The 23,510-nt window shown below is 69.3% G+C and carries 25 protein-coding genes; 3 read left to right on the top strand and 22 right to left on the bottom strand.

Annotation, left to right across the window (positions count from 1 at the left end):
- Positions 1-635: 635 nt before the first annotated feature.
- From M8J74_RS39530 to M8J74_RS39460, 15 genes are all read right to left on the bottom strand, one after another.
- The gene (locus M8J74_RS39530) at positions 636-1,868 is read right to left on the bottom strand and encodes a tyrosine-type recombinase/integrase (RefSeq protein WP_249841059.1); all 1,233 of its coding nucleotides are present in this window, start codon (positions 1,866-1,868) and stop codon (positions 636-638) included.
- A gap of 84 nt (positions 1,869-1,952) precedes the next feature.
- A complete protein-coding gene (locus M8J74_RS39525) occupies positions 1,953-2,180 on the bottom strand; it encodes a helix-turn-helix domain-containing protein (RefSeq protein WP_249841058.1) in 228 nt (75 codons plus the stop codon).
- A gap of 340 nt (positions 2,181-2,520) precedes the next feature.
- On the bottom strand, positions 2,521-4,086 hold the full coding sequence (locus M8J74_RS39520) for a YfjI family protein (RefSeq protein ID WP_283949153.1): 1,566 nt from the start codon (positions 4,084-4,086) through the stop codon (positions 2,521-2,523).
- Positions 4,083-4,334, bottom strand: coding sequence for a hypothetical protein (locus M8J74_RS39515; RefSeq protein ID WP_249841057.1), 252 nt, complete (start codon positions 4,332-4,334; stop codon positions 4,083-4,085). The genes M8J74_RS39520 and M8J74_RS39515 overlap by 4 nt, the downstream gene beginning before the upstream one ends.
- A 65-nt stretch (positions 4,335-4,399) precedes the next feature.
- Positions 4,400-5,278: a bifunctional DNA primase/polymerase gene (locus M8J74_RS39510; RefSeq protein ID WP_249841056.1), complete on the bottom strand. Its 879-nt coding sequence runs from the start codon at positions 5,276-5,278 to the stop codon at positions 4,400-4,402.
- The gene (locus M8J74_RS39505) at positions 5,275-5,904 is read right to left on the bottom strand and encodes a DNA cytosine methyltransferase (protein WP_249841055.1); all 630 of its coding nucleotides are present in this window, start codon (positions 5,902-5,904) and stop codon (positions 5,275-5,277) included. The genes M8J74_RS39510 and M8J74_RS39505 overlap by 4 nt, the downstream gene beginning before the upstream one ends.
- Positions 5,901-6,548, bottom strand: a complete 648-nt coding sequence (locus M8J74_RS39500) for a DNA methylase (protein ID WP_249841062.1) — start codon at positions 6,546-6,548, stop codon at positions 5,901-5,903. Before M8J74_RS39500 ends, M8J74_RS39505 begins: the two co-directional genes overlap by 4 nt.
- A gap of 202 nt (positions 6,549-6,750) precedes the next feature.
- The gene (locus tag M8J74_RS39495; RefSeq protein WP_249841054.1) at positions 6,751-7,221 is read right to left on the bottom strand and encodes a hypothetical protein; all 471 of its coding nucleotides are present in this window, start codon (positions 7,219-7,221) and stop codon (positions 6,751-6,753) included.
- A gap of 14 nt (positions 7,222-7,235) precedes the next feature.
- Complete coding sequence (locus M8J74_RS39490; protein WP_249841053.1) at positions 7,236-7,430, bottom strand: hypothetical protein; 195 nt, start codon at positions 7,428-7,430, stop codon at positions 7,236-7,238.
- A 19-nt stretch (positions 7,431-7,449) separates the two neighbouring features.
- A complete protein-coding gene (locus tag M8J74_RS39485; RefSeq protein WP_249841052.1) occupies positions 7,450-7,701 on the bottom strand; it encodes a hypothetical protein in 252 nt (83 codons plus the stop codon).
- A gap of 141 nt (positions 7,702-7,842) precedes the next feature.
- A complete protein-coding gene (locus M8J74_RS39480; RefSeq protein WP_249841051.1) occupies positions 7,843-10,068 on the bottom strand; it encodes a cell division protein FtsK in 2,226 nt (741 codons plus the stop codon).
- A gap of 82 nt (positions 10,069-10,150) precedes the next feature.
- The gene (locus M8J74_RS39475; protein ID WP_249841050.1) at positions 10,151-10,534 is read right to left on the bottom strand and encodes an RRQRL motif-containing zinc-binding protein; all 384 of its coding nucleotides are present in this window, start codon (positions 10,532-10,534) and stop codon (positions 10,151-10,153) included.
- A complete protein-coding gene (locus tag M8J74_RS39470) occupies positions 10,531-11,673 on the bottom strand; it encodes a conjugal transfer protein (protein WP_249841049.1) in 1,143 nt (380 codons plus the stop codon). Before M8J74_RS39470 ends, M8J74_RS39475 begins: the two co-directional genes overlap by 4 nt.
- Positions 11,670-11,960 (bottom strand): hypothetical protein, encoded by a 291-nt coding sequence (locus M8J74_RS39465; protein ID WP_249841061.1) that lies wholly within the window; start codon positions 11,958-11,960, stop codon positions 11,670-11,672. The genes M8J74_RS39470 and M8J74_RS39465 overlap by 4 nt, the downstream gene beginning before the upstream one ends.
- Positions 11,961-12,073: 113 nt before the next feature.
- Positions 12,074-12,460, bottom strand: coding sequence for a RapZ C-terminal domain-containing protein (locus tag M8J74_RS39460; RefSeq protein ID WP_249841048.1), 387 nt, complete (start codon positions 12,458-12,460; stop codon positions 12,074-12,076).
- Positions 12,461-12,946: 486 nt separating this feature from the next.
- On the opposite strand from M8J74_RS39460, the gene M8J74_RS39455 reads away from it, so the two are divergent.
- Entirely contained in the window at positions 12,947-13,705 is a 759-nt protein-coding gene (locus M8J74_RS39455; protein ID WP_249841060.1) for an XRE family transcriptional regulator, read from the top strand.
- A 2-nt stretch (positions 13,706-13,707) separates the two neighbouring features.
- Positions 13,708-14,181 (top strand): NUDIX domain-containing protein, encoded by a 474-nt coding sequence (locus M8J74_RS39450; protein WP_249841047.1) that lies wholly within the window; start codon positions 13,708-13,710, stop codon positions 14,179-14,181.
- On the opposite strand, the gene M8J74_RS39445 is transcribed toward M8J74_RS39450, so the two are convergent.
- The 4 genes from M8J74_RS39445 to M8J74_RS45105 form a co-directional block, all read right to left on the bottom strand.
- A complete protein-coding gene (locus tag M8J74_RS39445) occupies positions 14,178-14,735 on the bottom strand; it encodes an HD domain-containing protein (protein WP_249841046.1) in 558 nt (185 codons plus the stop codon). The two genes, M8J74_RS39450 and M8J74_RS39445, sit on opposite strands and share 4 nt — an antisense overlap.
- 1 nt (position 14,736) lies before the next feature.
- A complete protein-coding gene (locus tag M8J74_RS39440) occupies positions 14,737-15,198 on the bottom strand; it encodes a GntR family transcriptional regulator (RefSeq protein WP_249841045.1) in 462 nt (153 codons plus the stop codon).
- An 84-nt stretch (positions 15,199-15,282) separates the two neighbouring features.
- Positions 15,283-16,686, bottom strand: a complete 1,404-nt coding sequence (locus M8J74_RS39435) for a caspase family protein (protein ID WP_249841044.1) — start codon at positions 16,684-16,686, stop codon at positions 15,283-15,285.
- Positions 16,687-17,067 carry an effector-associated constant component EACC1 gene (locus M8J74_RS45105; protein ID WP_372500422.1) on the bottom strand — a complete coding sequence of 127 codons (381 nt, stop codon included), beginning with the start codon at positions 17,065-17,067 and terminating at the stop codon, positions 16,687-16,689.
- A gap of 446 nt (positions 17,068-17,513) precedes the next feature.
- On the opposite strand from M8J74_RS45105, the gene M8J74_RS39430 reads away from it, so the two are divergent.
- Positions 17,514-18,788, top strand: a complete 1,275-nt coding sequence (locus tag M8J74_RS39430; protein WP_249841043.1) for a hypothetical protein — start codon at positions 17,514-17,516, stop codon at positions 18,786-18,788.
- 16 nt (positions 18,789-18,804) lie between these two features.
- On the opposite strand, the gene M8J74_RS39425 is transcribed toward M8J74_RS39430, so the two are convergent.
- The 3 genes from M8J74_RS39425 to M8J74_RS39415 form a co-directional block, all read right to left on the bottom strand.
- Complete coding sequence (locus M8J74_RS39425) at positions 18,805-19,962, bottom strand: SUKH-4 family immunity protein (protein WP_249841042.1); 1,158 nt, start codon at positions 19,960-19,962, stop codon at positions 18,805-18,807.
- A gap of 255 nt (positions 19,963-20,217) precedes the next feature.
- Positions 20,218-22,527, bottom strand: coding sequence for a xanthine dehydrogenase family protein molybdopterin-binding subunit (locus M8J74_RS39420; RefSeq protein WP_249841041.1), 2,310 nt, complete (start codon positions 22,525-22,527; stop codon positions 20,218-20,220).
- The coding region (locus M8J74_RS39415) for a (2Fe-2S)-binding protein (RefSeq protein ID WP_249841040.1) at positions 22,524-23,510 on the bottom strand (987 nt) is incomplete at its 5' end. The genes M8J74_RS39415 and M8J74_RS39420, both read right to left, overlap by 4 nt.

The raw sequence follows: 23,510 nt of genomic DNA, 5'->3' as shown, positions 1-23,510 counted from the left end.
GCGAGTTACGCGGGTTCGATTCCCGCCACGGCCTCTACATACCTGACCAGGGCGAACACGAGGGCGGCACCCTCGCAGGGGTGCCGCCCTCGTGTTCGCCCGTCTCAGTTTCCGTCTCGATTCATCCCCTGAACTCGGGATATGGCAGGGTGATGTACCCCAGAGATCAAGACTGGGATCGGAGCCAAGCGGCTATAGCAGTAACAAGCGAGCTGCCCACGGCGTACGCCGCCCCACGCAGGGACTGCTTGAACAAGTCGCGACCCTCGCCCTTCGCCCCCTTCGAGAGTTTGGTGGACCGCTGCTTGTCGCTGTTGCCCGCGGCGCGTTGGTTGTTACTCTCCATGTTGGTGTCCCTCCGCTCAGACAGGGCGCATTGACACTGCATGGGGAGCCCTCCCGACCTATGGCCTAGGAACCTGTCGGGACACCAGGGCTCCCCGTACGCGTTATTGCGAGTTTACGGACCGTAGTCAGCATGATCGCAAGTCACGAAACACGCCCTTACCCGGCATGGCGCGCCTTTTGGTGTTAAACCAAGCAGAGTGTGCGCCAACACTCCTCTGCAGGCGAGAAGCTGACGGGTCCTTATCGGGTTCTTAACGGGCACGTCGTCCAACTGGGCTTTCGTGGGTTCAGTCCGTCTCCCGATTCCAGATCAGGCCGTCCACCTGTTGCGCGATGTCCGCCCGCACGGCGTCCACCATGTGCTGATAGCGAGCGGCCATGGCCGTAGTCGACCACCCCATGAGACCCATGACGGCCCGTTCAGGGACACCGAGGATCAGCAGAACCGTCGCGGCCGTGTGGCGGGCGTCGTGTAGGCGTCCGTCTCGAACGTTCGCCTCCGTGAGGAGTGCCTTCCACTCAGTCCAGTCCCGGCGGTGGGACGGGCTACGGCCGTGTTCGTCCGGGAAGACCAATCCGTTCTCCTCCCAACGCTTCCCGGCCGCCGCCCGCTCCCCTTCCTGCGCCTTGAGGTGGTCACGGAGTAAGTCAACGAGCTGTTCGGGGAGACCGACGGCGCGTCGGCCGGCACGCGACTTGGTGGTGGACAGCTCCGGATTCGTGCGACGCCTCTGCGGGCAGTACCCGGCGGCCTTGCGTCCGCAGGGGTCCACGCATCCGTGGGCGTACTGCGGCCGATGTCGACTACGCCGGACCACAAGGAACCCACCGTCAAGGTCCACGTCGTCCCACCTCAGACCGAGCACTTCCCCTTGGCGCAGTCCGAGGGCGAGGGCGACGGCCCAGCGAGCGGAGTTGCGGTGCCGGTCAGCGGACTTGAGCAACCGCTGTACCTCTTGGACGCTGTAGGGCTCCACCTCGTACTCCCCCGTCTTTGGTGCCTTGGCCAACTGAACGGGGTTCTTGCCGAGATGCCCGCGCCGTACGGCCTCATTGAGGGCGGTGCGGAGAGTTCGGTGCACCTGGTGAGCGGTCGCGGGCTTGCTGCCGTTGGCCTGCATCTTGGCGTAGAACGCCTCGATGTGCTCGGGCTTCAGCCTGTCGAGACGGTGAGCGCCCAAGCCGGGGATGAGGTGCTTCCGGACGGCCACGCCATACCCGACCATCGTGTTGTCGTTCACGGCGAGGGGCGCGACGTTCTCAATCCAGTGAGTAAGCCACGCCTTAACCGTCCACGCCTTGCCAGGCTTCCGCACGGTTTTGGCGTCGCGCTGCTTCTCCAACTCGCGTACGGCCAGCGTCACTTCGGCGCGAGTCTTCCGCTCGACGTGGCGACGGTCCGGGGTGCCGTCGTCGCGGATGCCGACGGTGACGCGGCCGTGCCATTTGCCGTCCTTGCCGAAGTAGATCGAGCTGCGGCCGTTGGGCTGTCGGGTGCGCTTCTTCGTGTCCTCTGCCACAGGCAGGCTCCTGTTCCTTGCGTGTCGGGATGGGACCGGGGCGGCGGGCTGTCCTGTCCGGGAGTGCCGCCGCCCCAGGCGTGATCAAGCGGTGCGTTGGGCTGCGCGGAGGCGGGCGACGTACGCGGCCGGGGCGTCGGCGGGGACGCGGCGGAGACGGCCGACGGGTACGGACTCCAGCTCTCCGGAGCGGATGAGTGCGTAGCAGGTGGTTCGGCCGATGCGGAGGCGGCGGGCGGCCTCTTCGACCTTGAGGAGAACCAGGGTGGGGTCGTCGTCGACCGGGGTCGTGAGGGTGCCGTGCTCGTCCAAGGCTCACTCCTGTGGGGCTGAGTTCGTGGGCAAGTGCCGCCGCACAAACCGCAAAATCCGCAGAAAAGCCGAGGGGTGGCGTTGACCTGCGGTGATGCGGTGCGAGGGTGGCGGCGGGCGGGGCCCCGCAGAAACCCGCGTTATTCCGCAAAAATCAGCGGCACCCCGGGGCGGCGGACGGCCGGTGGGGCGAGGCTCTGTTTTTTGCGGAATTTCGCGGGATTGTGCGGCGGGGCCCTCGCCGGGCCGGGGCGGGGGTCCCGCCGCAGGTCAGCGGGGGTGCCGCGGGTTTATTGCTTTTTTGCGGTTTGTGCGGGAGGCGTTGAGGGGCGTGGGCGGGTCAGCCGCCGCCTTGCCAGAGGCGGGGGTGGACCAGCAGACGGGGCGCCGGGGGTCGGCCGCGCTTGCCGGTGCGCTCGGGCTGGTAGGACCGCAGGTATCCGTGGTCCTCCAGCAGGGCGAGGGCCGGTTCGAGGTCGGCGACGGTGGGCACCTCGGGGCGCGAGAGGACGGTGAAGACATCCCGGCGGCTGACGTCCTCCCACCGGTTGTCCCTCAGCGCGTCCAGGACGCTGCGGGCGCGGGACAGGACGGGGTCGGCGCCCATGACGTCGAACACGGCGAGGGCGTGGGCGGTGTAGTACTCCCCCAGCTCGATGGCCGCGCGCATGGTGTCCTCGGTGACGGGGTGGGCGTAGCCGTTGCCGCCGTGGTCGGCGAGGTGCAGCAGTGCGGCCATACGGGCGGTGGCCCCGGCCAGCTTTCCGGCCCAGTTGGAGATGTGGCCCAGCTTGCCGCCGCGTGCCTTGAGCTGCGGTTCGATGCGCTGCTGATAGGCGATCAGCGCCGCGTCCGCTTCCGGGGTGAGTTGGATGACGGCCGGGTCGGTCCACTCCGCCAGGGACAGGGCGAGGTCGATGACCCTCGCGGTGTAGGCGGCGGCGGTCTGCTCGGGGACCGGGTCCGTGATGATTGCGCGGTCTCCGACCGTGGAGACCGGCAGGGAGTACAGGAAGCGGGCCAGCAGTCCGCGTCCCTCGAACCCTTTCACCTTGCCGATGTCCTTGAGCACGTCCGGCTGTACGGCCAGGCCGATGGTCAGGGCGGGGGCGTCGATGTACTCGCGGCGGGTCTGGCGGTTGACCCGCAGCCGGTCCCCGGCATGCCCCTTGAGGAAGACTTCCATGTTGGGGGCGCCCGAGTAGCGGCCGGCGATGATGTCGAAAATCCCGCCCTCGGCACTCATCACCGACAGCCGGCCGCCCTGTTCGGCCATGAGCGAGGTGACCGTCTCGGGGGTGGAGTCGTCCGCCAACAACACCGGTTCGGCCGGCACGGTCAGGGTGTCCGCCGTCTGTGCAAGGCCCACGGCTGTTTTCACCATGTCTTCGCGCTTGTCGCCGTCGGCGGACGCGGCCTTGGCGGCGGCCTTGTCGGCCGCTTCCTTGGCCAATCGCGCCGTCAGCTCCGCTTCCACGATCACCGGCTTCATCGCCGTCTTGAGCTGTTTCTCCGCCTCATACAGGGGGTCAGTGAGCAGGGCAAAGACGGCCGATTTGCGGTTGGCAGGCGGGAGCGCCACCACGGTGTAGAGGTTGGTGGGCTCGCGCCAGTTGCCGCGCACGTGGACCACGGACCGGCCGCCGGCCGCCGTGGCGAGCACGGCAAGGGCGATCGAACCGGCGAGGTCGACCGGGGTCTGTGTCTCGTCGGCGACGGCGGTCACGAACTCCCCCAGCCATGCGGGCAGGACGTGGGCGGGGAACGGTGGGCGCTCGCGGCGGCCGGTGAGGGGAATGGGGTCCTCCCACACCTCCGGTGCCGCGTCGTCCTCGCCGGGCGGTTCCTCTTGCAGGGTGGGCAGTCCGGCCCACAGGTCGGGGCTGTCCACAGGCTGTGGAGTCATGAGGCGGCCCTCCCTTCGGTGGTGGTATGCGGGCAGATACCGGTGATGACGCGGGCGGTCAGTCGGATGACGGCGGCGCGGCCCTGGGCGCGTTCGTGCTCCCCACAGGCACAGAGCCAGTCCGCGACGGCGACGCCCTCGCACTGGATCTGTAGCCCCGGGGTAATGCCGGTGACGGTGACCGTCTGCGGGTCGGAACGAACCGCAGAAAGGACGCCCTTGCGGGCGGCGACCTTCGGTTCGCCCACGGTCGGCCATGGCGGGCCCTGTGCGGCGCCGTGAGGGCTGTTCGCGTTGTTTCGGGATGCTTTGGTCATGCTGCTCGTTCCCCGGCCGTCTCAAGGCCGTTGGCGACCGCGCGGCGGGCGTAGGTCTCCGGGACGCCGACCGAGACGGCGGCGGTCACGATCTCCTCGCCGATGGCCGCGAGGCCGCACGGGCCGGGGCAGCCGGTGTGTTGGGCGGCGAGGAACCGGGCGACGCCGAACGCCTGTGATCCGGCGCCGGATTCGGTGCGGGCCCGTACCAGGGCGAGGCCGCGTTCCAGGCCGGTGCGGACGTAGCGCTCGGTGTGGCGGCACCCGGTGGCCACCTGCCGCGACCACGGGGCGCGCGCCGGGAGAGAAGAGGCCACCCCGCGCGGGGCGGGGGTGGTGTCTTCCTTCGCCACCAGGGCGCGCACGGCGGCCGGGAGAACGGCCATGCGGCCGGTCCCGGGTCCGAGCCAACGGGCGTACTGTGCAGTGGACTTGATGTCGACGCCGGGCCGGACCGCGTTCGCGGACGGCATGGCGCCCCGGTAGAGCCAGTGTTCGCCGCGCGTGGTCGGCACTATGCGTGTGGCGGACAGCGTCTCGCGGGCCCATGCGACGGCCGCCGCGTTGTCGAGGTCGACCACGGTCAGCCCGGCCCCGCCGGGGTGGTAGGCGACCGCAACCGCCTCACGCCACACCGGGGCCCATACGGGCGAGGTTAGAACGTGCGGGTCGGTGGTGGCGGCGGCCCACGCATGACACGGCGCTGGGCACCGGCACGGGCCGGCCGCCTTCATGTTGGGCCGGCCGCCACACGCATTTCCCTTGCAGGTACGGCAGTTGCCGAACGGGACCTTGCCCGCCCGCATGGGCAGAACCGGGACGCCGGCCGCCGCGAGGGCGAGGGCGGCATGCAGCGGGGTGGGTGGGGTGGTCATGCGGCGGCCCTGCCTTCCAGGGCGAGGAACTGAATGGCGATCCACTCGGTGTAGGCGGGCGGGACGGCTTGCCGGGCTTCGAGGTTGGACATCCAGGTGCAGCCCATCGCGTCGGCGTAGGCGCGCTCACCCTTGTGCTCGAACGCCAGCAGGCCCTTGCGGTGCCAGCAGGGCGGGACCAGCTCCCCGCCGCCGCCCCACGACGTTTCGAACGCACGGTGACGGCGGATGCTGAGGCCGAACTGCGTGCCGCACAGCAGGTAGTCCGGCCTCAGCGGTGCTTCCGGAACGTTCTCGATGACCCACGGCAGCCCGGAGGCTTCCAGGCGTGCACGGCCAGCCGTGAGCAGGTCTGGGTGATCGGCCCGGCTTCCGCGCCATGCTGTGACCTTGGCGAAGTGCTGGCACGGCCAAGAAGCGTGGACCAGGTCGAACCCGTCCAGCGGGAAGGTAAGGGCGTCGGCCTGGTGGAAGGCGAAGGGGTAGTTCGGCTGAGGGCGGGTGTCCACGCCCACGACGTCGAACCCAGCGAGGTAGTAGCCCATGGACAGGCCCCCCGCGCCGCAGCACAGATCCAGCACCCGCAGCCCATTGGACCGCCGCAGCGGCAGCACACGCGCACTCACGAGGCCACCCCCAGCGCAGGAACCTCGGCGAGGTAGGCGCGGCCGATGAACTGCGTGTAGGCGGGCGGGATGGCCTCCGTCAGTTCCTCCCGCACGACGGTCCACGTGATGCCCATGGCCGTCTGGAGTTCGGCCACGGTCGGCTTGCCGCCTCCGTTGCCGTACGCGGCCACGTACGGGCCGTCATAGAAGCGGCCGTGCCGGTAGCCGCGGACCCTTCCCCGGTGTGGAACATGCGCTGGACGGGTGGCCGTCCAGCCGCCCAACTCGAAGTTGCGGTGCCGGATCACGCCGAGACCGAACATCTCGCCGCACAGCGTCAGGTCCTTGCGGATCTCGGCGCGGCCGTTGGGCTGCTCGATGACGTACGGCAGGCCCGTCGCGTCCAACAAGGCGCGGACGGGCGCCACCAGGTCGACGTGAACGCGGCCCCATCCCTGCGAGGCGTTGGTGCCTACGGTCAGCGCGCAGCCGTGCTGGCACGGCGGGGAGGCGTGGACGAAGGCGTACCGGCGGATCTCGCCCGACGCGATCAGGTGGGCGAGGTAGGCGAGGGCGTCGCCTCGGTGGTAGGGGAAGGGGTAGTTGGGGCGGTCGGCGATGTCGCAGCCGTCGACCGCGAACCCGGCGCGGTGGTAGCCCATGCCGGCACCGCCGGCGCACGAGAAGAGGTCCAGCAGGCGCGGCCGTGCCCGGTGACTCGTGAGAGTGGTGGGGGCCATCCGGCCCTCGCCGAGAACGTGCAGTTGGGGCATGCTGTAGGTCTCCTGTTCTGCTATGTCGGGATAGGGAGACCGGGGGCGGCGGGCTGTCCTTGTCCGGGAGTGCCGCCGCCCTCGGGCGTAGCTAGCCGTGGAAGTGGTTGCGCTTTATGACGGCCTTGCGGATGTTGACCGTGGTTCCTCCGCCGTGGCCGCTCGTGCTGCAGACCTGCACGGCGATCCAGCCGCCGAAGATGACGGCGGCGAGGATGATGATCTGGTGGATGAGCGCGGCGAGGGCGGCGATGAACGTGGTCAGCAGGACCAGTCCGCCGCACACCGCGCCGAAGCCGATGCCCCCGAGGGCGATGTTCACCGCCGCGCGGGAGACGGCTGGCTTGGCGACGGCCGGTTCGGGCTCGGCGGGTTCGATGGCGTAGCCGGTGACGACGCGGCCGTCGGGCAGGACGACGCTCGCCACGGTCGGGATGGTGCCCGGCTGCACGGGGACGAGCGGCGCGGTGTGCTGTACCGGGCTGAGGGGGGCGGGGTGGTGAATCTCCACGGCCGCTACCTCGGTCCCGGTCGGACGGTGGTACGCGGTGGGTTCGTTCACGGGGTGTCTCCCTTCTAGCGGCCGATGCCGGCGAGCGCGCCGGTGACGGCGGTGACGAGTTGGTTGACGGTGTCGGCGGCGCCGGTGGGGGCGAGGTAGAAGCCGAATAGGGCAACGGCGACGGCCGCGCCGAAGCCGACGGCCTTGAAGCGCAGCAGCACCAGGGCGGCGATGCCGAGCAGCAGCACGAGCGGGATGGTGATGACCACGGGTCCTCCCGAGGGGTGGTCAGCGGGTGCCGGCGCGGTAGGTACGCGCGGCGCGGTTGTAGATCCAGCGGCCGACGCGTATGCGCTTGCCGGTGGCGTGGCATCGGCGGCAGTCACGGCCGCGCTTGAGGCGTCCCTTGCGGTCGTGCTTGAGTTCGTGGCCCATGCCGGCGCAGGCGCGGCAGTCGCCGAACGGGCTGACCCAGCACTTGATGCTGTAACCAAGCGTGACGGCTAGTAGGCAGGCGATAGCTAGCAGAGCAGTGCTCATCAGAGGCCTCTCAGGCAGGGTTTTCGGGGTTTTCGCAGGTCGGCTGCTATCTGCTAGCGGCCTGATCAGGGGCGGTTTTGGTCGCTAGCAGGGTTGCTACCGGTAGCGACCGTGGCCGCTACCGGTAGCAGGGTGCGAGACCTATCCGGCGTCCCGCTTTTCGTTGCGCTGTGTAATCGCGGCGGCGAGGTCGTCGCGCTTGATGCCGCGCTTGTTGAGCTGTTCGCCGTCGATGCGGCGGCTGATCTGGACCGTGCCGACACCGAACGGCTTGAGCGCTGCGGTCAGCGCTTCCGCCTTCGGCTTGGCCTCCAGCGCGGCCCACGGGCCGTAGGTGTCGGGGCGCAGGTCGGCGAGCCGGTCGACGATGGTCTCGGACCACACCTTGGCCTCGCCCTTGCCCAGCACGGCCGCCACGTCGTCCAGGATCGTCGCCGACACCTCCGGGGCCGGGGCCTCGCCAGCCGCGTCGCCGGTCAGCGTGCCCTCGGCCTCCCGCAGCGCGGCGGCGCGGGTCAGGATGCGTTCGGCGTCCCGGCCGTCGGCGAGGTAGGTCCGCACGATCCCCGAGTCGTCGGACATGCCCTTGAGCAGGCCCACGCCCTTGTGGGACTTCAGCAGCTTGGACGCGTCCAGACCCTCGCTGTACGAGCCGGCGCCCAAGACGACGTCGGAGACCTGCCAGGAACCGACCCGCAGGGCGAAGCGGGCCTGGTGCTGGTCCCGCAGCTCCGAGGGGCACGCCTTGTCGTCCGGCTTCTGCGTGGACGTCATCACGGACACACCGACGGCCGGGGCGACTCGGGCGAGGTAGACCAGCAGGGACAGGATCTCCTTGCCGTGCTCGGGGTGCTGCAAGTACTCCTGCACCTCATCGATCACGAACAGCGTCAGGGGCATGTTCAGCTTCTTGTCCCGGCTGATCTCCGGGGTGAGCTTGCCCTCGGGGCAGATGTGCAGCGGCAGTTCGGAGAGCCGGTGGTAGCGGTCCTCGACGTCCGCCTTCAGCTCCCGCAGTGAGGTGAGCAGATGCGCCACCGGGTCGAAGCCGTTCTTGGGCACGATGCCGAACGCGATGCGGTGGGCGACCAGGGCGAACTTGCGCCAGTCCGGTGACGCCTTGCCGTCGAACACGTAAAGGCGCACGTATGGGTCCAGCGCGGCAGCGAGGGCGATGGTGCGGGCGGAGAACGTCTTGCCCTGCCTCGGTACGGCGCCGACCAGCAGGGACAGCCACAGCATGGTGGCCATGACCGGGTTGCCCCGCTCGTCCACGCCCCACGGGAACGGCTTCCAGAAGTCCACCCGGGTCGCCCCCAGCAGCGGGGACTTGCCCGAGGGGACGGCGAGCGGGTCGCGGTCGGCGATCCAGTACGACACCCGCCGTCCGCTCGTCTCGTCCTTGTCGAGGAAGAGCTGAGTGGGGGCGATGTCCATACCGGAGGCGAGCCGGCCGTGCGCCTTCAGCGCGTCCTCGAACGTCTTGCCGTAGGGCAGATCCACGACCACCCGCCACCCATCGCCGTCGCGACCGATCGGCCGCGGGAAGGCAATCGTCTGATCCTTGATGGTCAGCGAGGCCGCCTCATGGGCGCGGATGACGATGTCGGACGACAGCCGGCGCTTGCGGAACGTCACCTTGGCCATGTCGATCAGCGGCCGGTCCGCCGGCGCCCCGACAGTCCCGAGCGTGGTGGTCAGTGCGGCCATGGCCAGAAGCAGCAGCCACGACGGCGCCATGACGTACAGGGTCAGGGCGGCGGCGAGACCGACCACGGAGGCGATCGCGGCGACGATGCCCCGCAGGCGGACGCGGTCGTTGCGCTGTCGCGACAGCTTCAGGTACTCCGCCGCGTCCTCGTTGGCCACGGCCGCAAGCCGCAGGCCCTTGCCCTCGGCGTCGAACACCCACCGGCCGATCGCGGCCGACCAACGCCACGCCCCACGCGGCGAGTACCACAGCACCTTCGGGGTGTAGATGCACGGCAGGCGAACGGCGTGGTAGCCGACCACGGCCGAGTAGTGCCGCACGGCCCACTTGCGGACGGCCTTGCGCTGGTCGGGCAGCTTCACCCAGTCCGGCAGGACCGGCATCCGGGCCTTGTCCTTGGCCTCCATCCACTCCGCCACCGAGGGCGGGTAGACCTCGCGCGGCGGGTCCACCGGCGCCCCCTCGGCGAGACCCTCAGCCTCCGGGTCGTCAGTGTCGGGGAGTTCGGCCTCCCACTCACCCGGCTTGGCCTCGCCCTCGGCGAGGGGCACATGCGGGGTAGGGGTCTTCTTCAGCGGGAACGGCAGGACGTCGGCCGTCTGCTCGTCGGTGCCCTCCGGGGCGTCCGGGGGCGGGAAGGTGGGGTTCTCGGTCACGATGTACGTGCTCCTTCGGGAGTCGAAGGGTCCGGCCGGCTTGCTGTGGAAGGTGGGCGGCCGGACCCGGGTTCGGGGTGGTTCAAGCGGCGCGCTGTTCCTCGGGATAGGCGCAGGTCACGCAGGTTCCGAGCGTGGGCGGGATGACGTATCCGGCATCGCGGCGGCACTCGGGGCAGCAGCGGCGGGCGCGCATCATCGCTTCGTGCGCACGCCACCGGGCCGGGGTCATGGGGCGCACCGGCCGGGCGAGGTCGACCCGATACAGGTACGCAGTCAGCGGCTCCCGACGGCGACGCGGGCGCAGGATCTGCGCCGCGATGTCCTGGCCGCCCGGCCGCAGTCCACGGATGCGGAGTTGGCGGCGGGTGGCCAAGTCGCCGGGGGCACACCGCCACGGGTAGGTGGGGATGCCGAAGCGTTCGCCGTTCGGGTCGAAGCAGTCGGCGAGGGTCAGCCGTTTCACGCGGCCTTACCGCCGTCGTCGGCGCGTTCGGCGAGGAGCGTGTCCCGCAGCATCCGCGCGTTGGCCGGCGAGGTGCGGACCATGCGGCGAATGCCCTCCGCCGTGATCCGGTCGGCGGACCAGTCGGCCGTAGCGGTGCGGGCCTCGGCGAGCAACTGTTCGCGCGTGCGCTTGGGGCGGGGCGACCGTGCCACCTCCGGAACCCGACCGGTCGCCCGACGGGATCGGGGGGAGTCGGCCGCTACCGCCCGACGTCCGGTCGGCGCAGGGTCGGCCTTGACCGGGTCGGCCGCCGGGGCGATCGCGGGTACGGGCTTGAGCGGGAGAGTCGGCTTCACGAAGTCGACCGTCACCGGAGTCGGCACGGGAATCCGGCTCAGCACCACGGACGGCGCGGGGGTCGATTCCGGCTGGTCAGCCGTAGACCGATTCCTCATGGTCTCGGTAGATTCCTCCGCATTCGCGTCCGCGTCGGGATGCGGGGCGAGGGCGGGGGTGGTGCCGCCGAACATCGACGCGAGCGCAGCGTCCGCGCCGTCCGTGATCCGGTCGCGCTGTACCTCTAGCAGCCTCGATCCGAGGGCCGCGTCGCCGACCCCGACTTTGCGGGCCAGACGCCACGACGCCCGATCGGAACGCTTGCGCACCCGGGTCACCGGGTGGTGTGCGGCACGGGCGCGGTGGTAGGCGAGGGCCTGCACGATGTCGGCGGTACGCCGCTCGTTCTCCGCGTCCCGGCCGTCGGTGTGGACGACGATGCGCCGGGCGAGGAACGCCATGCCCTCGGCCGACACAGACATGCCCATGGGGGTCAGGGCGTAGATGACGGTCCGGCCGGTGTCCGGTGCGGCCATGGCGCCCATGACGGCGGCGGCGGCCGGAAGCGCCCACAGTCCGATCCGGATGACGCGCGGCGAGGACTGACCCAGCATGGTCAGCCCGAGCAGGACCAGGGCGAGCACGGCGGTTGCGCCCTCGCCAGCACCGAGGGCACCGAGCGCGGTTCCGGTGCCGTAGGCGTGCCCGATGTTGCTGAAGGTGCCGATCCCGCCGACCACGCCCGTGGCGAGCATCGGCACGAACGCGGCCGTCAGGACGCCGACCTGAATCTTCGACAGTGGCTTGTGGGTGTTGTTCATGCCGCTTCCCCCGCACCGGGCCGGTAGCCGCGGGCGGCGCGCAGGAACGGCACCGTGCGGGTCAATGCGTCGGCGTACAGGGCGTCCCAGCCGGCGATCTCGTCCCCGGCGTCCGCCTCCGCCCGCAGGTCGGCGAGGACGTCACGGGCCGCGTCCTGGCGGGCGGCGCGCTCGGCGTCCGTCTCGGACCCGAGCGGGCCACGGAACAGGTCGACGTCGATACCGAGCGCCAGTTCCGCGAACTCGATGTCGCCGTGGGCCTCTTGGCCGGCGACGAAGCTGCGCATACGCATGGTGGATCTCTCCATTCAGGTACGTCGGGAAGGGCGCGGGGCGGTCGGCTGTCCTTGTCCGGGAGTGCGACCACCCCGCGAAGGGGTGAGGTGCGGGGGTGGGGCGTCTAGCGCTCGACCACGGGCTTGGCGAGGTCGCGGTGCTGCACGCGCACCCGCAGCCCGGCAGTGGTCAGCGCCAGGGCGAGGAACGCGGCGAAGGTCGGGGCGCGGTGGCGTCCGCCGGCGCATCCGTCGGCGACCACGACCGGTCCGGCACTCGGTCCGGAACGGAAGGCGGTGACCGCACGTGCGGTCGCGGCGACCAGGTCCCGGATGCCAGGGGTGTTGATGACCGCTTCGCGGACCGCGTGGTCCTGGGCGGTCATGTGGCGCAGTTCCGGCGACACGTGCGGGTCGCGGAAGTGCTCGCGCAAGTCGATGGTCAGGTGGGCGGTGGGCGGCTGTCCGTGCAGGTAGCCGAACGAGACGATCTCAACGTCAAAGTCGGACACGACTGCTCCTGACTACGTCGGGAATGCAAGATCCGGCGCGGCGGGCTGTCCTGTCCGGGAGTGCCGCCGCATCCGGAGATCAGGGCCAACGCCGCACGTCACGGCGGGCCAAGTGACCCCGGGCGGAAGTCGATTCCGCGCCCTCACGGCTGCATACCGAGGCCCGACGGCCATCACCCGGCCGTCACGGGGACGGGGTCGAGCCCCGTCGCTCTCAAAGCACTCTGTTGAGTTCTCAAACAACGAACGCTGCCTTCGTACCGGCCCCTGCGGGCTTTCCTCAGGACGTTGCAGTACCTGTTTTACAGGTACTGCATTGGGGTCCGTCAAGTACAGCGACGGAACCTCTTGGTTCTTGCGCCGGGACGTCTTGGCGCACATTCAGAATCGCCCCAGGTCAGGGGCGTTGGTCACCCCCTCCATGGACAGCTCTCGATCAGCTGACTACCGTCAGGAGCTCCCTAGATGTCCCACGAAGAGGTGCAGATGCCCAACGAGCGTTTGCGTTCTGCCCTGTTAGCCCGCGGCATGACGGTTCATAGCCTCGCGGACGAGATCAAGGTCAGCCCAAAGACCGTGGAGCGCTGGGTCACCCAGGGCAAAGTGCCGTACCGGCGTCACCAATACGCGACCGCAGCGGCGCTGAAGGTTGACGTAACGATGCTGTGGGAGGACGTCCGGACACAGGACTCGGCAGCCGACCTAAGCAAAGCTGAGATCACGGCCGTCTACCCGCATCGGCACGTCGTGCCATCAACCCTCTGGCGGGAGATGTGTGAACGCGCCACGGAGCGCATCGACATCCTTGTGTACGCCGGCATCTACTTGGCGGAAGACCCGCTCTTCTTCTCGACCTTGAAGGAGAAGTCCAAGAGCGGTGTTCGCATCCGCGTCCTCATGGGCGATCCAGCATGCGAGGCCGTCATCCGACGCGGCATCGACGAAGGCCATCGCATTATGGATGGCAAGATTCGCAACGCGCTGGTCAACTATCGCCCGCTCTTCACCAGCCACCCGGAAATTGCGTTTCGCCTACACGACACGGTGCTCTACAACTCGATCTATCGCGCTGACGACGAGATGTTGGCCAACACGCACGTGTACGGCATCGGTGCCTACATGGCGCCCGTGCTCCACCTGCGACGACTCCCCGGGGGAGGCCTGTTCGACACGTTTGCCAATAGCGTGGAACAGACCTGGGAAGGCGCGAGGCCAGTCACCGAACACGACTTCACAGGAGCTTGAGCATGGGACGCATCGACTACTTGCACGATCCGGACGCCCCGCCGGCCAACTCAGTCGTACCTTCGGTCGTCGCGTTCGTGCGGAACGACGCGGGACAGGTGCTCATGATTCAACGATCCGACAACGGACGCTGGGCACTTCCGGGTGGAGGTCATGACGTTGGCGAATCCATCAGCGACACCGTCGTCCGTGAGGTATGGGAAGAAACCGGTATCAAGGCCGAAGTCGTCGACATCTCCGGGATCTACACCGACCCCGGCCACGTCATGCAGTACGACGACGGCGAGGTGCGTCAACAGTTCAGCATCTGCTTTCGCGCCCGGCCGGTCGGCGGTGAACTGCGTACGAGCAACGAGACGACGCAGGTCCGCTGGTTTGCCCCGGCGGACCTGGTGGCACTGGACGTCCACCCCACAATGCGTTTGCGTATCGAGCACGCGATGGATCGAACCCGTCCGACCCCTTACATCGGCTAACGCTTGGCGGCAGCGACCCTTTCCAGTACGCGGGCTGTGCTCGCCAGGATCTCAGGCTCAGCGCGACGGATGAACGTGCCGATCAGGCTGTCCGGCCCGTACCGGCCGGCAATCTCGTTGATCCGGTCCACGGGATTGGTCGGGGTACCGTCCGGCGTGGTGTTCATATCGCAGAAGCAGAGCGCGTCGTTCAGGTGCGCGCTCTCGCGCGGGAACTCCTCCTCCAACTCCTCACGCATGCCTCGCGCTTCAGCTTCCATCCACGCGCAAGAGTGGTGCGCCACCAGGTGCACCACCCTTTCGTCGGCGTTGGCCACCTCTCGCAGATAACGGGCACCGTCGAGGGGATGGAAACCAGTCTTAGCGAGATCAGGCGCGTAGCCGATGTCGTGCAGCACGGCCGCAGCCTCCAGCAGCTCGGCATCTTCCCCAAGGATGAGCGCGATAGTGCGCGCCCGCTCGGCGACTCCGAGGCAGTGCTTCCAGCGACGCGGCAGCGGCTCAGCCAACAAGGACTCAGCCAGGGGGTACGCCCACTCCGTCAGCTCCGACAAGCTACGAACGCTCCTCTCGATTCGGCACAGCGCGGACGATCCGCACCTTGCCCTGCCCTCCACTCGCCAGCACGCCGGCGGCCTCCAGTCTGTCGAGTGCCTTTGTCACGGTGGGGCGCGAGACTCCGAACCGGTCAGCCAGCACCGACGCACTCGGGAACGCTGCCCCGGCTAGCAGGCCTTCATCCGTGATGACGTCCGCGATGCGCTCGACCAACGGACGTCGATCGACTGACTCCCCCTCGCGCACGACCCGCCACCGGCCGCCTTGCACTGGTTCAGCGACGCCATCGCTTTCAAGAACCTTGAAGGCCCGAAGCACGACGCCGCGCGAGACACCATGACGACTCATAAGTTCTGCGACAGAGGGAAGTCTTGTCATCTCCGAGTCGGCCCGGATACGGGCCTTCAGCGCCTCTGCAACCTGCAAGAACGTCCCCCGAGGGCTGGCCTCCTGCGACACCCGATCTCCCTCTCTCTGGGCTCCACATCTGCACCAAGCTTCGCATGGTGCCCGTTCGCTAGGAGCTAGCGGCCTCTTAGGCAGTCATTGCGCCTCTGCCTGCGTTCCCTCACTGGCCGCCGACTTGATTCTCCGAAGCAAAATCGAGGCCTTTTCTACTGAATCGGGGTCAATAGAACAGATATCCTGGATGGTGTCAATTCGATGTTGAACCAATTGACTATCAGATGCAGCAGCAGCCCACATCACTCGCAGTCCTGCATCCTTTTTTTCTGGATACTTCTGAATCATGAGTTTTGCAGTGTAGGCACGCAGCCTGAGTTCCAGACTCCCATCCATCACCACTCCCAAATATGCCTCAATCGCCATTTCTTTGTCGCCTAGCCCATCCAACTGCTGACAGGCAGAAACTCTCGCAGATATTTTGCCATGTGTGGCATTCTTAGCCAATGCCAGTAGATTCTCCTTCATCAGTTCAGTGTGCCAGCCTAGGCGCGCTAGAGCACCGAACACTTGAGCGCGACTTTCCAATGGAGTATGTGTATCCGCACTCAAGTCGATCAGAACTTTACACGCTTCGGACCAAAATTCGGGATGCAACCTCCCTAAGATCAACGCAGAGGAAATCCGACGTCGATACGGAATGTATTCAGCGGTCGCGTCCGCCCGCAACTGCACCGGGTCGGCACCTGGAGCGTTATCCACATACCAATCAATCAACCGTTGACCTGAATCTTCAGGCCTTTGGCCGCCTACCCATCCATTTTTGGCCAGCAGGATCTTTGCACCTGCATTTCTATTTCGCTGTTGCGGAATGGGGTAAGATTTTTCCGTGAGCCGATCATGCAGGCATGTATAGATCGTCTCCATGTCCAAATAAGCAGGACCGCCAGCGTAACCGCCTCGAAGGAGGGTGATAAATTCGCCCGTGAATGCCGTATACCTCTCTCCGGGTGGCGCAAGTGCCGTCTTGGTTTCAGCTGCCGCCGTAATGATATAGCTACCCTCAATACGCGAGCGCGCTGCTAGGTCGGTAGAGGACTCCATGGAACCAATCATGGCTCTACCGCTAAAACAGCAATCAAGGATTACGAGCTTCTTAGGGGCTTTCCTTGCAGAAAGAATTGCCATACGAACATCCTCAAACCGAACAGCCGAGTGGGGCCTGCTCGGATGGGAAGTAGGTATAGCCAGCAACAGTTCGTCATTATGAGGTGAAGTTAGCCCGTGCCCGGCAAAGTAGAAAACCAGCGTGTCGGAGCATTCATCGGCGGCTTCGTAAAGAGCATCTAGTACCTGACCGGGCGTCTCGGGCTGAAGGATCGTCCGGCAAGAGTTCTCCGATATTCCGCAGATATTAGGGTCCATTAGCACCTCGGCCATAGCCACGAGGTTGTTCTTAACCGATGGCAGGTCTTCGAGATACTGATAATCATGAGCGCCGGAAACGACCACGCGAGAAAGGCTAGGGTCGAGCATGTCCACCATCTATTCGACCTCTCTGGCGCAAACTCTGCTTATCACGTCCCTCAACTGCTCATCAGTGAGGTTATCGATCTGAATCCTTTGCCCATGCACCTCAAGAGTGACACGCAAATCTGCCGCTTCAGTTCGTATCGAGGAGCGCCAAGTTAGGTACGCGATAGCCAGGCCTCCAAGGGAGCTAATCTGACTAGCGACAGCACAGACAGTATCGAAGGTCCCTGACATTTCTCCGGGCCGTCGACCACGATTCGTTGCATCGATGGAGATGACGGATGGGTCAGTGTCCTGCAGGAGCCACCTTCGCAGCGAGGAAAGGAATTCTTGTCCCTCTTCAGTGACTGACTCGGCAATTAGCTGCGTCTCTTCATTACCCACGCACCCCATGGTATTCGGGCAGCGAGGTCGAAGGGGTACATTCGCGAACTTCCTTCCCCGCAGCTAGGACCCAGTAGGCCAGCTTCACGTTCAGCCGGCCTGCTTGACAGCCGTCACAGGTCATGTGCCACGGGGCGGTACGCCCGCACAAAGTGCCACCCGGGGGCCCGCATGCCGGAGGGGGCGTCCAGGTTAGCCGTTCTAGCTCCGTCTCAGTTTCCGTCTCGTTCGCAGCTGTACGCGGCCGTCCAGGCCCATACGCTTAGCTCCCCCGAGGTGCCAGCCGAACGGGAGTGAACGCCCCTGGACGACGCCGGATCAGGCCCTGACCAGCCCGGACAAACCTGCAAAGCGAGTTACGCGGGTTCGATTCCCGCCACGGCCTCCGATGTGTTCGTCTCCTCCTCGACGGCAGCACAACCCCGGGCGCCCCTCGGGGGTCCATCACATGACCGGTGGGTGAACCGTCGGTCGTCGTGCTGTCTGTCTTCGACGAGGAGATCCACGTGCGCCAGCCCATGCGCTCGTACATCCGGGCCTCGGCCGCCTTCGTGGCCGCCGTCGCGATCGCCGGCGGGGTCGCTCCCGCTGCGCATGCCGACGGTGACGGCGCCGATCTGGTGGTCTCGGCGCTGCCGGCGGCGGCGCCCAAGCCCGGTGAGGTGTACGACCAGGACGTCGTCGTCACCAACAAGGGGACCGCGGCCGCGGACGGGGTCAGCTTCCGGGTGCGGCTGACCCGGGGGCTCGACTTCCCGGAGCCGGTAGCGGGCTGCACCTACTCGACCGTCGCGGACCAGGTCCGGCAGGCCGTGTGCGCGCTCGACGAGGTCGTCGAGCCCGGCGCCTCCATCAAGACCGCCGTGCGGTTCAAGGCGCTGCCCAAGGCGCTGATGGAGGCCGTCGAGTACGGCACGGGGAAGAGCGGGGAGACGCCGGGCGAGGGCTTCGGCGACAGTTACCGGCGGCTGGCCCTCACCGCCGACAGCAGCGCCGACCTGGTCGCCGTCGGCGACGACACCGAGGCCCTCGCGGGGGACGCCCAGTCCGTGACGGTGGCCCTGCGCAACGACGGCCCCGGCTGGATCCGCAACCAGGAGAGCGACGACCAGCCCGCGCTCATGGTGCACATCCCGGCGGGCACCGAAGCCACCAAGGTGCCCGAGGAGTGCGCGCCGTTCGGGATCGACGGGCCGAACGCTCCCGGCGGGACGCCGGGCCGAGCCGTGTACGTCTGCACGCCCGCCGACCACACCATCGAGGTCGGCCAGTCGCTCCAGTACACCTTCATGCTGAAGATCGACGCCGATGCGAAGACCACCAGCAGTGAGGTGAAGGCGACCTCGGTCTACGACATCCACCCGGCCTTCGACAAGAACCCGGCCGACGACAAGGCCCGGATCCACATCGCCATCCCCACCGACAACGAGGAGGACCCCACCACCTCGGGCGGCTCCACCGGCGGTTCCGCGGACGGCGGTTCGACCGGCGGCGGCTCCGGCAGCGGCGGCCACGGCAACGACCCGCAGGGTCAGGCCGCCGGCGGTACCGGGGCCTCGGGCACCTCGGCGGGCGGCACCTCGAGCGGCGGCCCGGTGACCGGCAGTCTGGCGAGCACCGGCTCCGACGGCATCCCGGCGGCCGCCGGTGTCGCGGGCGCCGCGGCCGGACTCGGCGGCCTTCTCGTCCTCGCCGCACGCCGGCGCCGCGCGGGCACCCGGGCTTCCTGAGTCCGGGCCGCGTCCCTCAGAGCACTCCGCCCGCCTCGTCCTGGAATGCCTGCGTCCAGTAGTGCCAGTCGGCCGACGTGGTCGCGGCCGTCGGGTCGACCGAGGCGAGCACCTGGAGCATGGTCGCGGCGAGCTGGTCGTAGGCCCGGGTCGTGAGCTCGTTGGAGAGGTACTTGTCGATGCCGCGCTCGCGGTGGTGCAGCCAGAGGGTGAAGGCGAGCGTGGAGACGTCCGTGTTGAGCGGGTGGAGCCTCGCCTCCGGCTCGCTCCAGTTCAGGACCTCGCCCGTCGCGCCGTCCACCACCAGGCTGTTGTCCTCGACGAGGTGGCCGAGGCGTATCAAGTGGTCGGCGCGGGCGGGGAGTTCGAAGGGCGAGGCGGTGCCGGGGCGGTCGTCCGCCGCGTACTCCGCGAGGGTCTGCAGCGGCACCTCGGTGTCGAGGTGGAACAGGACCGTGTCCTCCGGCAGGCCCGTCTCGCGCAGGAAGCGGCGGGTCGGCTCGTGCGTGAGCGTGGCCGGGAAGTCGACGTCCTCGTAGCGGACCACGCGCGCGTGGCCGAACTCCTCGTCCAGCAGGCGGGCGGGCACGTCCAGGGTGAGGCCGGTGCGCGTTCCGGGGCCGGCGGCGAGGGCGAGGGGGCGGATCAGCGCCGCCGCCTTCCAGTACGGCGGGACCCGGCCGTGCGTGTCCTCCTCGAACAGGGCCAGCAGCTGCCGGGACGCCTCGGCCGCCGCCTTGCTGCCGTGGCGCCCGGCGAAGGACGCGAACTGCCCCCGCAGGTCCGCCAGTTCCTCGGTGACCGCGGCGAACCGCACCAGCGCCTCCAGCGAGGGCGCCAGCGGGCGGTCGTCCCGCGCCTCGAAGAGGTACGCCGTGCTGATCTCGCCCGTGCCGCCGTCGAGGAGGATCGACTCCGCCTCCATGCCGGCGGGCGCGAGGAGTTCGCCTATCACCAGCCGGTCCCGCAGTCCCCGGTCGGGTCCCGGCGCCGCGTCGGTGCTCTCCGCCAGCGTGCGCAGGCCCTCGGTGCGCAGCACGGCGAACGTCAACAGGGCGCCGGCGCCCGGCAGTCCGGGACCGGTCAGCCGGCGCCGCGTCGGGCCGTGCGTGACGTACGGGTCGAGTTGGTCCTCGGTGAACGTGATCGCCGCGACGGCGGTGTCGGTCGTCATGCCTTCTGCTCCCCCGGATTTCCCGCTGCGCCCGGCCCGCTGTGCCCGCCCGCAGTCCCGCACGGGGACAGCCGACCGGGCGTGGACGCGACCTGCCGTCCGCCTCGTGGCCGGCAGCCGTCCCACTGCTCGGAACAGTACGCCCCGCCACTGACAACGGCCCCTGAAGACAAGACGCTCGGCACCCTCTCGCGCGTTCCCTCCCCGCGAGAATCGCCGCCCCCGAGGGCACCGCTGCCACCGACAGCACAGCCGCTACTGCGACGTCACCACCGCGGCCTGCGGGCGGATCGGCAGGCGGTTGACCGGGCGGCCGGTCGCGGCGCGGACGGCGGAGGCGATCGCGGCGGGGGACGTGACCACCGGCACCGCGCTCACCGCCTTCGCGCCGAACGGCGCCACCACGTCCCGCTCCTCCACGAGCTTGACGATGCGGATCTCCGGGGCGTCCAGGGCCGTCGGCAGCGCGTAACCGGTCAGGTCGGGGTGGCGGATCAGCCCGCGCGCGGTGCGCAGGTTCTCCGTCAGGGCGATGCCCACGCCCTGGGTGACGCCCGCCTCGATCCGGGCGGCCAGCTGGGCCGGGTTCAGGACGCGGCCGACGTCCTGGGCGAGCGCCAGCTCCACGACCCGTACCGAACCGAGCTCGATGTCGACGTCGACCACCGCGCGGATCGCGCAGAACGCCATGCCGACGAACGCGTCGCCCTGGCCGGCCTCGTCGAGCGGCTCCGTGGGGTGCGGCCGGCACTGGGCGGTCGCCCACAGTTCCTTGCCGTCCATCGCCTCGGTGACGGTGGTCGACAGGACCCCGTCGTACGAGGTGATCTTGCCGTCGGTGATCTGCAGCAGCTCCGTGGACATGCCGAACTTGTGGGCCAGCGGCTGCAGGAGCTGGGTGCGGACCATCTTGGCCGCGCGTTCCACCGCGCCGCCGGAGACCCAGGTGTGGCGGCCGCGGCAGCCCGCGCCGGCCGGGGGCTGGTCGGTGTCGACGGGGGCCACGTGCACCTCGTCGATACCGAGGGTCTCCTGGACGATCTGGCGGGCCAGCGTGGTGAAGCCCTGGCCGGTCTCGACGGCCGCGCAGAGCACGGTCGCGACGCCGTCCTGGACCTTCACGGTCGCCGTGGAGACCTCGTCGGCGCCCTCCGCGCCGAGCATGTGGACCATGCCGAGGCCGTAGCCCACGCCCCGGCGCACCGCGCCCGGCTCGCCCGCGCCCTCGGGGCCGCCGGGCAGCAGCCACTCGTCCTCGGGGGTGTCCTTGGGCAGCGCGGGAAGCGGGAAGTCCCGTACGGCCTGGAGCAGTTCGGCGACCGGCGCCGGGCAGGTCACCGTCTGCCCGGTCGGCAGGACGTCGCCGGTGGCCAGGACGTTGCGCAGGCGCAGTTCGGCCGGGTCGACGCCGAGCTTCTTGGCCAGCTTGTCCATCTGGGCCTCGTAGGCGGCGCACACCTGCATGGCGCCCTCGCCGCGGACGTGGCCGGAGGGCGGGTTGTTGGTGCGTACGGCCCAGCCCTCGATGAAGGCGTTGGGCACGACGTACGGGCCGCAGGCGAAGCCCACGGCGGCGGCCAGGGCCTCGGAGGAGGTGTCGGCGTAGGCGCCCGCGTCGAGCAGGATCTGCGCCTCGACCTTGACGAGCCTGCCCTCGGCGTCCGCGTGGTGGCGGTATCTGAGCAGGGTGGGGTGGCGGTGGACGTGGCCGAGGAAGGACTCCTCGCGCGTCGCGGTGAGCTTGACCGGGCAGCCGGTGCGCAGGGCCAGCAGGCCGAGCGGGAGCTGGAAGCCCTGGTCCTCGCGGTCGGCGGTGGCGCCGGGGACACCGGTGACGACGATCTTGACGCGCTCGGGTTCCAGGCCGTAGCAGGCGGCGGCCGCGTCGCGGTCGGCGTGCGGGTCGGTGGAGGCCAGGTAGAGCTCGACGCCGCCGTCCGGGCGCGGGACGGCGAGGCCGGCCTCGGCGCCGATGGGGGCGGGGTCCTGGCGGCCGATGCGGTACAGGCCCTCGACGACGATCTCGCCGGCCGCGTCCGGGTCGCCGTGGCGCAGCGGGATGTGCCGGATCAGGTTGCCGTCGGGGTGCAGCGGCTCGGCCTCGAAGGCCTGCTCGGGGTCGGTGACGGGGTCGAGGACCTCGTACTCGACCATGATGGCCGCGGCGGCCATGCGGGCGGTGTCGGGGTGGTCGGCGGCGACGGCGGCGATGGGTTCGCCGTGGTGGCGTACGACCTCCGAGGCGAACACCGGGCGGTCGGCCGTGCCGCGGCCGTGCAGCGGGGTGCCGGGGACGTCCTCGTGCGTGACGACGGCCCGGACGCCGGGCATCTCGCGCGCGTGGGAGGCGTCGATCGACACGATGCGCGCGTGCGGGTGCGGGGAGCGCAGGACGGCGGCCCACAGCAGGCCCTCGGCCCACAGGTCGGCCGCGTACGGGAACGTGCCCTCGGTCTTGGCCCGGGCGTCGGCGGCCGGCAGGGAGGCGCCGAGGCCGTGCGGGATCGGCTCGGGGGCGGGTGCTGCCTCCGCGGCGGTGGTCGCGGTGGCGGCTTCGTTGCTCACGCCTGGCCTCCGTCCTGTCCGTACGCCTGGTCGTGCGGGGCGGGGTCGAACGCCGACGGGTTGACACCGCCGGCTCCGGGACCCGCCTGGTGGGGAATACGTGCCTCGTCGCCGTCGTGTTCGGCGTCCGCGGCGTGGTGCGCCTGCCGTTCGGCGATGACCTCCTGGACGGCGTCGACGACGCCCCGGTAGCCGGAGCAGCGGCACAGGTTGCCGCACAGCGCCTGGCGGGTCTCCAGCTCGGTCGGCGCCGGGTTGCCCTCGAGCAGGTCGTGCACGGTCATCGCCATGCCGGGCACGCAGAAGCCGCACTGGACGGCGCCGCAGCGGGCGAGCGCGCGCTGCACGTCCGAGGGCTGCCCGTCCTCGGCGAGGCCCTCGACGGTGCGGACCTCGCTGCCGGCGGCGGTCACGGCGGGCACCAGGCAGGAGGCGACGAGGCGCCCGTCGACCTGGACGTTGCACGCCCCGCACTCGCCCTGGGAGCAGCCGTCCTTGGCGCCGGCGAGTCCGAGGCGCTCGCGCAGCACGTAGAGCAGCGACTCGCCGATCCAGGCGTCGGAGACGGGGCGTTCCACGCCGTTGACGCGCAGGACGTAGGCGGCGAGGGGGTGCTCCTCGCCGGGCAGCGCGGGCGGGGGCTCCTCGGAGGTGTCCGGGGTGTCCTCGGCGGGTGCGGCCTCGGAGTCAGGGCCTTCGGCGGCGGGCGCGGTGTCCGGAGCGTCCTCCGGGGCGGTGGCGGCTCCGTCCGCGGCGGGCTCGGCCTCCGCTCCGTCACCGGGCGCCGTGAACGCCTCTACGGGGCTCTCGGCGCCCTCGGTGGCCTCACGGGCCGCCTCGGCCACGCCGGCGGCCTCACGGGCGTCGTGGACGGCCTGCGAGGCGGCTGCGGCGGCGTCGGAGGCGTAGCTCTCGCCGCGCCCGGCGGTCGGCGGTCCGGCGGGGCCGTCGTCCTGCCCGGGGGCCCCGGCGGGCGGCGAGGC

The organism is Streptomyces panaciradicis (assembly GCF_023516615.1).
GTDB classification, from domain to species: Bacteria; Actinomycetota; Actinomycetes; order Streptomycetales; family Streptomycetaceae; genus Streptomyces; species Streptomyces panaciradicis.
The sequence above is the reverse complement of the archived record's forward strand: the minus strand, read 5'-3'. Positions and strand labels throughout refer to the sequence as shown.